9 protein-coding genes are annotated in these 12,562 nt (G+C 57.2%); 1 reads left to right on the top strand and 8 read right to left on the bottom strand.

The features are described 5' to 3' along the window. Positions 1-39: 39 nt before the first annotated feature. Entirely contained in the window at positions 40-1,872 is a 1,833-nt protein-coding gene (locus ACPCXD_RS03525; protein WP_423658425.1) for a DUF4012 domain-containing protein, read from the top strand. A 507-nt stretch (positions 1,873-2,379) separates the two neighbouring features. On the opposite strand, the gene ACPCXD_RS03520 is transcribed toward ACPCXD_RS03525, so the two are convergent. The 8 genes from ACPCXD_RS03520 to ACPCXD_RS03485 form a co-directional block, all read right to left on the bottom strand. Next, positions 2,380-3,177 carry a polysaccharide pyruvyl transferase family protein gene (locus ACPCXD_RS03520; protein ID WP_423658423.1) on the bottom strand — a complete coding sequence of 266 codons (798 nt, stop codon included), beginning with the start codon at positions 3,175-3,177 and terminating at the stop codon, positions 2,380-2,382. A 36-nt stretch (positions 3,178-3,213) separates the two neighbouring features. Next, positions 3,214-5,286 carry an acyltransferase family protein gene (locus ACPCXD_RS03515; protein WP_423658421.1) on the bottom strand — a complete coding sequence of 691 codons (2,073 nt, stop codon included), beginning with the start codon at positions 5,284-5,286 and terminating at the stop codon, positions 3,214-3,216. After that, positions 5,283-6,572 carry an O-antigen ligase family protein gene (locus ACPCXD_RS03510; protein ID WP_423658419.1) on the bottom strand — a complete coding sequence of 430 codons (1,290 nt, stop codon included), beginning with the start codon at positions 6,570-6,572 and terminating at the stop codon, positions 5,283-5,285. The genes ACPCXD_RS03515 and ACPCXD_RS03510 overlap by 4 nt, the downstream gene beginning before the upstream one ends. Before the next feature lie 100 nt (positions 6,573-6,672). Next, the gene (locus ACPCXD_RS03505; RefSeq protein WP_423658417.1) at positions 6,673-7,920 is read right to left on the bottom strand and encodes a glycosyltransferase; all 1,248 of its coding nucleotides are present in this window, start codon (positions 7,918-7,920) and stop codon (positions 6,673-6,675) included. Further along, positions 7,917-8,960 carry a hypothetical protein gene (locus tag ACPCXD_RS03500; protein WP_423658415.1) on the bottom strand — a complete coding sequence of 348 codons (1,044 nt, stop codon included), beginning with the start codon at positions 8,958-8,960 and terminating at the stop codon, positions 7,917-7,919. The genes ACPCXD_RS03505 and ACPCXD_RS03500 overlap by 4 nt, the downstream gene beginning before the upstream one ends. Positions 8,961-9,008: 48 nt before the next feature. Beyond that, positions 9,009-10,487 carry a lipopolysaccharide biosynthesis protein gene (locus ACPCXD_RS03495; protein ID WP_423658413.1) on the bottom strand — a complete coding sequence of 493 codons (1,479 nt, stop codon included), beginning with the start codon at positions 10,485-10,487 and terminating at the stop codon, positions 9,009-9,011. An 8-nt stretch (positions 10,488-10,495) separates the two neighbouring features. Next, positions 10,496-11,461 carry a glycosyltransferase gene (locus ACPCXD_RS03490; RefSeq protein WP_423658411.1) on the bottom strand — a complete coding sequence of 322 codons (966 nt, stop codon included), beginning with the start codon at positions 11,459-11,461 and terminating at the stop codon, positions 10,496-10,498. Between the two features lie 163 nt (positions 11,462-11,624). Further along, the gene (locus ACPCXD_RS03485) at positions 11,625-12,536 is read right to left on the bottom strand and encodes a glycosyltransferase (RefSeq protein ID WP_423658409.1); all 912 of its coding nucleotides are present in this window, start codon (positions 12,534-12,536) and stop codon (positions 11,625-11,627) included. Positions 12,537-12,562 lie beyond the last annotated feature (26 nt).

The raw sequence follows: 12,562 nt of genomic DNA, 5'->3' as shown, positions 1-12,562 counted from the left end.
ATCGTCTCGAGCGGAAACCACGAAGGGGGCACAAGCGGCGTGAACGATGTTACCGGTGAGTCAGTTTCGCCCGAACCGCGTCGACGCAAGGTGCGCAGACGCCTGTCGGACGAGGAGATCGCAGCTCAGCGCAGGAAGCGCCGGCGCGTGCAGATCGGCTGCGGCGTAGGCGCACTCGTTGTCGTCGGATTCATCGGCTGGCTGGGTTACGAAGGCCTGCAGGCGAAGTCGAATCTGGAAAAGGCACAGGACTTCGCGACGCAGGCGAAAGACGCACTGCTCGCAGGCGATACCGACAAGGCCCGCGTCGTCGCGGGCGACGCCGATCGTTACGCCCAGGACGCCCAGAGTTCGGTCGACTCGGTGCCGTGGCGTATTGCCGGCGCCGTTCCATTCTTGGGGAGCCCGTTCGATTCCACCCGCCAGATGACCACCATTGTGAGTGGTCTCACAGAGCAGGTTCTCCTCCCCGCCGTCGACGCAGGTAGTGCCGTGTCTCCCGATCAGTTGATTTTGGACGGCGCACGAATCAATCTGGCCGCTCTCCGCGATGCCGCGCCAGTCCTCGAGACGACCTCCGCCGCAATCACCGATCTCGACGAGCAGGCCCAGAACGTCGACAGCACGTGGCTCGGGCTGATCGACGACGCTCGGGTCGATCTGCAGGACCAGGTGTCCGAGTTGTCCGGCCTGCTGAACAACACCTCGCTCGCGGCACAGATCGCGCCGGCCATGCTGGGCGCAGACGGTGCGCGCAGTTACTTCGTAGGTTTCCAGACGAACGCAGAGGCACGCGGCACTGGTGGGCTGCTCGGCGGTTTCGCTGTCATCCGCGCAAACGATGGGGCAGTCTCCGTCGACGACGTCACGAGCAATCGAGAATTCCGGTTCGACTACGACCCGATCGACCTCGGCCCCGATTTTCAGCGTTCCTACGGTCACAGCCGGCCCACACAGGACTTCCGCAACAGCAATGTGAGTCCGCACTTCCCGTATGCGGGCCAGATCTGGCAGTCGATGTGGCAGCAGGAGACGGGCCAGCGCGTGGACGGTGCAATCGCGACCGATCCGGTGGCGTTGAGCTATGTCCTCGACGTGGTCGGTGACGTCACGCTCCCGGATGGAGAGAAGATCACCGCGGAGAACGTGGTGGAGTTGACCGAGTCCACCGCTTACTCGCGTTTCGGCGACGACCAGGCGGCGCGTAAGGCATATCTGGAAACGGTTGCGCAGACCGTGGTGAAGAAGCTGACCGGCAGCATTTCCAAGCCTCGGGCATTGCTCGAGGCGTTGGGGCGCGCCGCGGGTGAGGGCCGACTTGCCGTATGGAGCTCCGTCCCTGAAGAGCAGGACGTTCTGGCCACGACACCGCTGGGCCATGTGGTTCCCGATGACCCCGCTCCGTATGCGCACGTGGTGATCAACAACCTCGGCGGGAACAAGCTCGACTACTACTTGGAACGCGAGATCGAGTACTCGGCGGGGTCCTGTGACGGAGACACCCGGGAATCGCAGGTAACTGTCCGTCTGTCGAATGAGCTCCCACCTGGTGACTACACCAACTATGTCGCCAGCATGGTTGACAACCCTGTTGGAGCACCGCGTGGAACCAATCTCACCGATGTCGGACTGCTCGCGACACAGGGTTCCACTTTGAAAAGAGTCACCGTGGACGGCAGACCCAACTTCGCATATACGAACGAGGAGCGGGGGCACCCCTTGTTCAACGTTCAGGCACCGATTCCTCAAGGGGAAACCATTGAGATCGTCTTCGAACTCGAGGAACCATCCACCGCTGGCAACCCCCTCATCCCAGTTCAGCCGCTTATCGACACCCCCACTGTGATTAATAGCGCGCCGGTGTGCGGATAGCTCAATCACGAGCCCCCACAATCGATACCGAGTACTTCCTCGCGTGCGGCCGGGCACTCACGGTGCCCGGCCAAACGCGAGGAACAACGAATGCACGCTAATCGTGCTCTCGCGTCATCACAGAACCGTGACCGCATCCAACTCAATCTCGCCCGCACCAAAGGCGATTCAAGAGGGACACTCGACCAGGACACTCACGTCGACACCACGAAGCGGCTCCTGCAGCGATCAACCGATATGAATCAAAGCCCATATGGGGGCGCTGCCTGAACGCACTTGCATGCAAGCCTATACAGATACCAAATGCTGTTCGTTCAGCGGATAGTCCGCTCTTGACATCGCTCACGTCCGGACGACGTCGCCTTCAACCTTTGTCAAAGGATGTCACCGCTCGAATGCCCGACGACGCATGTTGCATGTTCGAACTCAGCTACAACGGCGAAATCCGCCACCGCGAAACGAGCGAAACAAGGGTTCACCGTTAGAGACATGGCGTCAGCGAAGCCGCTAGCTGGACCAAAGGTCAATCGGAAACGCGTCGAGCAACGGGTCGGGCGACCAGTCGAGCGGATCGCCGCCACCAAGGTCTAGCGCCTCTTCGACGGATGAAGCCGCAACGTACCCGGCGCGACCGCTCCCCAGGAAGTAGTCCTCGTACTTGAAGGCCGGCTCGTGCTCCGATACCAACAGACGTGCAGGCACACCGAACGACTCAGCAAGGACGATCGCGTGCAGTGAACTGCCGATCACGAACTCGCTGGTCGCGATCCGCGCAATGGTGTCGTCGACAGGACTGCAAGGGTGCCAGAATCCCTCATACCGGCTGAATTGCGGCGCATCGTGCAGGTTGGGAATCACCGTGACGCTTTGCGGCTGCATGCGACCGGAGAAGGTCGCTCTCGGCCATAAATGACCAATCAGCAAGCCCGGGTCACCGAAGACTTCAGGCACGTCGATTCCCCTATCGAGAAGGAACCGACGCGTCAGGGGACCACGTACCGCTCGCACATCCAGGTGATCGAAGGTGTACGGGGCGTCCAGACTCTTACCGTTCACGCCCGTTCCCCAAACAACGTCGCCCTCACGCGCCATCCGCATGATTGATCCCACTGAGAGCAAACGGCGGTTCCAAGGCGTTTCTGCTTCGTTAGACGAGACACCTGCTCGACGAAGTATCTCGCGAACGATTATTGGCCCAAGCAGGTCACCGAAATTGTTGGTGGGAGGCTTCTTTGGCAGCAGGCGGCCGATCGGCCCCTTCACCCGACGCTTGCGCGGATTCCAATGAACAATTTCAACAGGCATTATTTGCGCTCTCTTCCGAAAAGTACGATCCGATACTCATCGGGTGACACCTACTATCGCGCCACTTTCTTCAAGACTCGCTCCGAGAGCTCCTGAGAGCGCTTCCGATGCCTCAACGGTGATGTGGTGTCGGTCACGGTACATCAATACGTTGCCAAGTATCGCGTGACAGGTACCACCAGGACACAGCCAGGGAAGCGGGTCGACGAATATAGCGGGGGTATGCCGTACTGACTCTTCGATCGCTGCTGTCCACTCAGACCGAACAGCACCGTCCACCGTGCGCGCGCACTCACCAGCCGTAGACAGCGCCCCCGACAAACAGATCGGCGGTGATACGTCGTGCATAGGCGTATCACCCAGCACCACCGCCCGGACGCCCTCGGGCAGGGAGGTCAGCAACTTCGACACCCCCTGGGAAAATTCTGCGTCCGGACCATTCTCCGAACTAATCGGTTTCTGCCCTTGAAAATTTCCGATTACTACAAGTTCGGGCTTGCGCTCAGCGATCTCTTCCAGAGCATGCCGTCTCCATTCCTCACACTCCGTATATCGCCGGTTGAGCGCGTCGTTCCACACCGCCACTTCGGACGCGGGGCAGGATGATTTTGTCATCGGAATCAATGTGTAGCCACGCTCGACGGAGAGCTTTTCGAGCGCTGGAAACCACTGAGCCGCATGAGAGTCACCAAGCAGGACGATGCTTCTGCCCGCTTCCGGGACACCGTACAAACACTCCTCTACTCGGGGGGATCTCGCCGCCACGCTCCCATGACATCCGTCCTCGTAGATCACGGGAACGCTTGCATCTGCACCCTCGAGCGGCGGGAGCAAATTACTTGGGACACTCGCCGCCGGAACCACTGAGACCGGTGCTTCTCCAGGCTTCCAGGGTTGTGCAACGGATTGCGTCGCCAGAGTCGGCATCGTAGAAACGCTCAGGCATGCAACCAAAGTAATCAGCACTGCGCCGGCGGCCGCTCCATACGTGTGCTTGTTCGACCGCTTCAACCAATTCAAGTTTCTTGCCGGAGTTTCAACGAATCGTTCAGTGACCTCTCCTAGGACAACCGCGAGGGCAACGAGTCCTATAGCTTGGAAAGCGGATAGCCCACTACTCGAATAAAGCACCGGAACCACCAGTACCGGCCAGTGCCAGAGATATAGCGAATACGACGTTCTACCAAAGAACTGCGATACTTTATTCTCAGTAAGGAACGCCGGTAGATAGCGGGATGGGCGGATCCCACCAAGTATAAACAATCCGGAACCAAGAACTGGAAGGACAGCCCAATACCCCGGGAATACGGTGTCATGATCCAGAAGCACCGCAGAAACGGCGATGATCGCCAACCCTAGCCACTGACAGACCGCCCCCATACGGCTATTCAAACGCGCCAGCAACGGAGAGGCAGCTGCAATCAGTACTCCCGCACCGAGTTCCCAAGCCCTCGTAGGCAGCAAGAAGAACGCATACGGCTGATTGAGTTCAGTGACGACAACGCAGGCAACGAAGGACACCACGCTGATCAAGCCGATAGCCCATACCAGCCAAGTGCGATTGCGCCTAACAGCCGCGAATATAACGAGAATGGCGACAGGGAAAATCAGGTAAAACTGTTCTTCCACGCCTAGCGACCAGTAGTGTTGAAAAACAGAAGGAGCATCATTTGCCAGATAGTCCGTGCCCGTTGCCGCGTACCATAAATTCGCTCCGGCAACCGCAGCGAATAAACCGTCAGTGGAGACGTCGGCCCATCCAAGGGGGGGCATGAAGATCCGTACCAGCATCAGCGTCGACAAGATCACCAGCAGTGATGCGGGCAATAGCCGACGCATCCGACGTCCGTAGAACTCGACCAGGCGAATACCACCGGTTCGATCGAGCTCGTCGAGTATATGACCGCCGATCAAAAAACCGGAGATTACAAAGAAGACATCAACTCCTATGTACCCTCCATGCAACCAGGGAAGACCGGCGTGATACAGCACGACCAGCAGGACCGCGACAGCGCGCAAACCTTGGATATCGGCACGGAATCTACGCGTCTGCGGTACGGATTGACGCGCGCTCCGGGAATACGTCGGAGAAGTTATCGGATTTATCACGACTGTGCCGCCTTGACGGACTCGAATTCGCCCCGAATTCCAGGGTCTCCAACGTAATTCTTATAAGTAGCTCCTGCCGCCACTACTACGCCGATGATAAACCACAGGCCAACCGGAAGACCGCGATTTGTAAATACCGGAACCGTAAATGAAGAAACAAGAGCACACGACAACAGTACGCCCACGGGAAGCTGCCAACGCGACTGCACCGAACTCCAAGCCGAGCGCCCGATCAGCAGTAACGCGACGATAAGAGTCACACCAAGAATCCCGGCTACAAGCATTCCTGACGTCATTGCAGTTCCGAGCCATTGTGACTCAGGCGAACCCCAGACCAACCTCCTCGGACGATCGGCGGTCGAATATATATTCGAACCCCATCCTGTCCAGAGGCGCTCTTGGAGAACGGGGACTGTCTGTTCCGTCCATATTTTCCAGCGATAGGCGATTGTATTTGGAACCCAATCGGGAACGTATTCCTTTCGATACGCAGTCTGCTGCGTTACCCGCTCCCCCAGCAGAGATCCGAATTGCATGTAAACAACCAATGCCACGCCGGCCAGGATGAGAAGACGGCTCGGTTTCAACCCAATGACGAACATCGTCACAAGCGCAATTGCCACTGCGGTCATGATCGCTGACAGAGTTAGCGAAGAGACCGCTCCCAATACAGCGGCGCCCAAGCACCAATAAATAGAACGGGGAGGGCGACCGCCAAGGTTTCGCGCCAGCAGCAACGCAGCGCAACCCGCAGCCAACACGGAGCAGAAGTAGAAGCCCAACCCTGTCCAGTGCCCGACAAATCCGGTCGCCCGGATCAGTCGTCCATCAATAATTCGGCTTTGAAGTCCGGGCCCAGGGGCAATTCTCAACACAAGTTGAGAGAACGATACTGAACCTAACTGAGCGACTGATACGAGACCTGCGAGGATTGCCGGGATGCAATACATACGAAGAGCCTCATACGCCGAACTCCTACCTGTTACCGCGATTCGAGCCGCAAAGTATCCGACAAGAAAAAACGCAGGATTGATCGCGCCGATAAAATCGAAGTATCCAACCTCTGAGGAGTTTATGAACTCCGCGAGAAGTGATCCGACTGCAAAGAGACCGAACGCAAGATCGAGTAGGCCGAGCCGAAGAGACCGAACCGTTCCGGCTGGCGTAGACAGGATGGCGATTACCAGTGCCAGACCTGCGAAAATATGCCATGGGCGAACGCCGAACATCGGCAGAAACGAGACGACGCCGGTAGTAGCCGCCGCCAAGCCAAGAAGAAGACCCACCCACCTCGCTACAGGCGGTGCGGTAACTCCACCACGTGACTCGACGCTGCCACGATGGATCGGTCCGTTTCGAGACATACTCAGCTCCGTTCCCATAGCATCACGCGAGCGCCTGATCTATGCCCGCTACCTCGAGCACCTGGCGCGCTCGACCACGCCACGAATGGTCGGACACCACAGATTCTCTTGACATCTGGATGTCGTAGCTCGTGCGAAGAGGCTTACTGATTAGATCAGATAATGTCGCAACAAACTCGGTATCGTTCTCGAACTGATGGACATCGGCGCCGGATTCTGAGAGGATCCGTGCGTCCAACGATTTTGTACAAACAATACTTAAACCGAGAGCCGCATATTCATATAGTTTCAGCGGACTGTGATACATCGTCTCGCTAGAGGACTTTTGATGCCCTGCGAGTCCGATATCCCACCGCGTCATCAGCTCGAAAGCTTCAGTCTGCGGCAGCTTGCCATGGAAGGTAACCAAATCTTCCAGTCCACGCTGCTGAACAAATCTGCGGAGTGCACTAAGTTCAGCGCCGTCACCAACAAGTTCGAATCGGACATTTTCGCGAGCACTCTCCGCGACGTCGGCAACCATAGCGATGATATTCTCAAGGTTCTGCCACTTGACAACCGATCCTACAAATCCGACTACGCGACCTTCGTGAGCTTGGCGCTCGTATGTGAGAAGCGACTCGGAAACGCCGTTCGGAACTACCAGAATCCGATCCGCGTCTACTCCTGCAAATCGGACAATCTCGGTTTTCAGGCGCTCGCTTACCGCGACGACAAGATCAGCCTTTCGTAGGACATGTCGTTCGACGGCCGCCGCAAGCTTCTCTGCCCGGAGCACTTTTCGGTCCTGTGCAGTCTCTCTAGATAGAATCCCGTTAGCTTCGACCACACGGAAAGCTCGGTGTTTCTTAGCATGGAAGCTCGTCAGCGACTGCAGGACTGCGGCCCGTTCGTATATCAATACCGGTGCCGGTGAAGTAACTGTTTTGGCAAATACATTCATGCCACACCACAGCGCCGCCAGGATTCGTACGATATCCGCTACTATTACCTTACTCGAACCGGCACTGGAATAGTCGGATTGGCGGATTCTCGAAAATCGCCCCATAAAGGGGAAACTGGATGCGAGAAAAAGGCGGGTTTGGAGCTTGTTCCGGTGCAGACCCTCTATAAAGTTCACAATATGAGTTCGCGGCCCGGGAGTGTTCGAATCCGGTCCCAATGCGATCCGAAAACCGCCAACCAGATAATCTACCTGTGAGTTCTGCGAGCGAGCAAGATTGGTTTGATCCGATCGCGCCGGAAATTCTGCGGAGTTCTGGTTTTTCATAGGCCTTTCACCATCGCATCCAGCTGGCGTATCCGCTCTTGCGTCTCTACTAATTGCTTGAACAAACCGTCACGCTGACCCAACACTTTCGAGCCCCTCTCCGCGATCTGCTCTGAGGCCCAGCTACGAACATCCCAGCTGATGCGGTCAATGCCGGCAGCATCGAAGTGCTTGTGCACCTTGTTGTCTACGTGCTCCATCAGGCCTAGCGGAACGGCACCCTCGGTCATTGCCATTACAAGTACGTGCAAGCGGTCGCTGATCACACCGGCACACGTCCGGTAGGCCTCCCGCAAGCGCGCTTCCTGCTCGCTATGGTTCGCGTCGGTCCAATCAAGTACTTCGCACCCAAGGCGTGCTGCCATTTCGTGAGATCGCTCGGAATCCCGCTGCACCTGCACAAGGACAACCGGCTCCAAGCCGGACATCTGTGCCAGAGTGCGCACCGCAGTCAGCCATGTCTCCGTTGCCGCGCTACCGTCAGATCTCAACGACACTCCGAGCATGCCTCTTGGGTCTTCGCCTGTCGCATCCGGCGAACTGAGTCCATGCTCGTCGAACGCCCAGTCAGGCGCGACGGTGCCACTATCGAATCGAGCGCGAGATTCCGCGTCCCGCCATACATTTACCCCAGCCAAACGAACAGTCGCTTTGACGAAGACCTCCCACCGGCTGGAGTACTCGTGAATTCCAACACCGATCCGAATGCAGCGACGGCCTCTCGTATTGGAAATAAGCATCATAGGTATGAGCGCGGCATGCATAAGGCTCTGCCGCCGATTGCACTTGATCTCACCAGGATTGAATGCGAACTTCCAGTCCTTACGGAGGCAGTTCAGCATCGCGATCAGAACAAACGCCAAAAAGTTCGAATACACGACATCTCTGTCCTGCAATCCCAGGGCTCGAATGAAGTTCGGGCTGGCCCTGCCTACATAGACACGACACTCGTCAGCGCTTTGGAGGGAACGGAGCATCCTTCGCCGGAGGATCACATCCCCTATGTTGTCTTCCTGCCCGGAGCACCAATAGAAGATCATCTTGTGTCGCCCTTCCTTGGATGGCAATACGCCTGTAAGAGGCAGCGGCTATTTCGCACTCGATGATCCCCGTTTCGCGAGAAGTTTACCCAGCTCGCCAATCGCGAGTAAGTCGCGTCTATATGGCGCATACACGCTTGCGACGAGAAGGCATACGGCGATCATTGCGGCAGCACCGACAGCCAGCTCACCAAACGATCCAATGTCCATCCACTGTGCCGTAAATCGAGCAGTTGCCGCAGCGAAGCTGTAAACCAGCAGTGTTCGGAGACCGTTCCTGAATAACTTTCCCACGGGCGCGTCGGACGCCCTCTTGATCCAGACCATGCCCAGCGGCCAGGAAAGAGCGATGCCCATTGCATATGCAACAGCAACGCCCTCTACCCCGAAGAAAGCTCCCACGACGAGGAGTGAGATCGACAATGTACGAGCGACGATCGAATACCGCAACATCGATCCGGTTATACCTTTTGACAGAAAAACCCAGTAAGTCGCATAACCAGCGCCTTGGAATGCGGCGCCGATAGCGATCCACATGAAGATTTCTGCCGCGTCCGTCCAGGTAGGCCCCAGCAGAACTTCAATTACAGCACTTGATTCGGCCGCAGCGAAAAGAAATCCACCTACTACGAGGGTCATCAAGGCTGTCTGTCCACGGACAATGAACCGGTCATATCTGTCAGCGTCATCTTGAAGTCGTGACAGGATCGGCAGAGCCACAGTGGTTGCCGGCACGTTGATCTGGTTCAATGGCCCATTGACCACTTGCGCCGCGCGGTTATAAAAGCCGAGCCACGTAGCGCCGAACTGATGACCTACAATTACTGAATCGATATTCTTGCTTGCATATTGCAGTAACTGCGTGCCCATCAGATTCCAGCCGAAGGACAACAAGCCCCGCATCTCTTCATTGCGACGTGGCAGAGCCGGCAGCCATCGCCCTAATGCCGCAGCGCTGACAAGTGTGACTACGCTCTGCACGATTTGCTGCGCGACCAACGACCAATACCCTGCCCCTTCTATTGCAAAGAATATTGCGCTGAGCAATCCCATACCTTGGGCAGCAATATCCACAATCGCCAGGCGGCCAAATTTCATTTGGCGCGATAGGTTCGCACGGAACTGCGTGATCGCGCCATTAACAAGGAACGTTACAGAAAGGGCCTGGGCAACTGAGACCAATCGAGGATCGCCGTACAAGGAAGCGATCAACGGTGCACAGAGGTATGCCAGGACCGACAGCGCAAATCCGATGGAAGTATTGATCCAGAACAGGTTGGTTCGCTGTCCGTCGGTCAAATTCTTTGCCTGGATCGCTGCGGCGGAGAGTCCAAAATCTCGAAGAACCTCAGCTATTCCGAGAATCGCGGCCACCATTGCGACCAAACCGAAATCCTCGGGAAACAGCAGTCGCGCTAAGAGTATGATCCCACCGAATTGGATCGCAAACTTTGCTAATTGACCCAAGACCGTCACTGCTGCGCCCCGCGCAGCGATGGAAGCGAGACCGTTCCCGGGCGCTGACATGCCCGTACTCACCTGGCCAGCGCGTCGGACTCATGCAGACGAACGGGCTTGTTGACGGCGTCTACATATACGCGGTAGTGCTGCTCGCCTACTACATCCCAATCTCGCCCGCTCATCTGCGGTTGCGCCGAGCGTTCATCCGAAGTGACCGAGGTGAGGACCGCGCCGAGGGTCGCCGCGCTCATGCCGCCGCTGAAGAGGTACACCCACCCAGGGCCGACTTCCTGCTGGAGTGCGCGATTGACGTCCGTGTCCGGAACCAGTACCGGTCGATTCATCGAGAGCGCCAAGAGCACCGACCCAGAGTTGTGCATCTCGCGGTACGGCAACACGACGAGCCCCGCACCAGCAATCTCTTCTCCAAGATCCCGATCTGGTACGAACTCAAGACGAGAAGTGATCGAATTGCTCCGTCGACAGGTGTCCAGAATATGCTCTTTGAGAGCCTGATCCTGAGGCTTTCCAACGATGCGGAGATTAATGCTTGGATTAGACGTCCGAATTTCAGAGAACGCAGCGATAAGGTCTTCAACACCTTTATAAGGACGAATCAAACCAAAATACAACAGCCGATTGAGGTCTGGCTCGGTGGTTGTTTGATACTCCGGCCGGTTTCGATAGTGGCCGTGCAGAATCGTTCGTGCGGGCTTATCTCCCGGTATGGGCGTAACACTGTTCAGGGCAATAAAATAATCTGTGCGCACGTCCGCAAGTTTGAGAAGCTGCCGCTCCACCATCCCCCCTTGTTCATGCGGGTCGATGTTGTGGAGTGTTCGTACGACCGGGCGTCGGAGCAACCAAAGGCGCACGACCAGGAGTACGAACAGGATGCGTTTCGCATACGTCGAAGCACGCGATCGGCCTCGGATCAGGTTTTCCGGCCAGTGCACATGAAGCACATCGTAGGCCCCGAACAACGCTCGTTTCCATGAAAAGGTCTGAACCGTAAGGTTATTCGGCGCAGACTCGATCATGTGATTTACATATCTAGTGGTACCGGCCTCCGGTTCGGCCAAGACATGAAGGACCGTGATGTGTGGTTCGGATTGAGGTGCACTCACTGGTACTCCGTTGGTTCGTTCCCCGAACAACTGTGAATTGTTACTGGCATAGTCCGCCCGGGACGACACTTCCGCGTCACCCTGCATTGCCGACCGCAAGTCCGGATGCCGAGGCCACGAATGCTTCTCGCGACGGCGCATCGAGATTTAATTCAAACGCGAGACCGCGAGATGTCATTGCGTCGGCTATCTGCTGCTGATGGTTGTCGACGTGCTCGTCATGCTCCTTGCGCCTAACCAGGATTACGGGCGTAATTCCCGCATCAAGCAGTTCGAGGATGCTTCCCACTCCTGCATGTGTGACTACAACGTCCGAGTTCAACGCGAGGTCCCGGAACTTCTCCGGCGACGTTTCCTTGTAGACCTCGCCCGGTAGGTCATCTCGAGTAGTTGATCCGAGCTGCCACACGACATTGTCCTCGGGCCGAAGCACGGAACGAACTGCGTCGACAGCACGGTCGAAGCGATAAGGCTTGATCGTACCGAGAGTGACGAACACGTTGCGCGGTTCTCGGGTCTCGAGCCTGCGCTCGGGACGCCAACTATCCAGGATCGACCCTTTCCAGGTCCAGTCCTTGTCCGCCCAGTCACGGTGTTGTGTATATGTATTCACTCGTGGCACATGACGAAGGATGCGTCCGGTGAGAGACGGCCCTTCCACTCTGGAAATACTCTCTACATAGACCGTCGGGATACCGGACATCGCGGCGACCGGCTGAACCGCCAAAGCCAAGCCCGCGCCCGTACTGATGCAGAGGTCGTACCGCTCCCGCTTCAGATGCGTTCGCGCCCATTGAGCAGCCTTAGCGACGTTTTTGAAATCGCGCGGAGCAATGTAGTCGACAAAGTGCGCACGTCTTCCCTCCAGTGCCCCGCGCGTTTGTGGGGTATCGAAGGTCACCCAGTCCGAGTCCGGTGACGCCTGGCTCGCCGCGGCAATCCTCATCAGTTGCGCGAAATGCCCACCTGACGATGCCACCCACAACACGCGGGCCCCTCTAGGCACCAGATCTG

The sequence above is a fragment of the Rhodococcus sp. AB351 genome (assembly GCF_049538275.1).
In the GTDB taxonomy this organism is placed as follows: Bacteria; Actinomycetota; Actinomycetes; order Mycobacteriales; family Mycobacteriaceae; genus Rhodococcus.
Note: the sequence above shows the minus strand (reverse complement) of the source record. Positions and strands in the feature narration are given on the sequence as shown.

Excerpts from the sequence above, each read along its gene's own strand:
- ACPCXD_RS03520 (WP_423658423.1), bottom strand. The coding sequence starts at position 3,177 with ATGCCTGTTGAAATTGTTCATTGGAATCCGCGCAAGCGTCGGGTGAAG.
- ACPCXD_RS03505 (WP_423658417.1), bottom strand. The coding sequence starts at position 7,920 with ATGAAAAACCAGAACTCCGCAGAATTTCCGGCGCGATCGGATCAAACC.
- ACPCXD_RS03500 (WP_423658415.1), bottom strand. The coding sequence starts at position 8,960 with ATGATCTTCTATTGGTGCTCCGGGCAGGAAGACAACATAGGGGATGTG.
- ACPCXD_RS03495 (WP_423658413.1), bottom strand. The coding sequence starts at position 10,487 with ATGTCAGCGCCCGGGAACGGTCTCGCTTCCATCGCTGCGCGGGGCGCA.
- ACPCXD_RS03490 (WP_423658411.1), bottom strand. The coding sequence starts at position 11,461 with ATGATCGAGTCTGCGCCGAATAACCTTACGGTTCAGACCTTTTCATGG.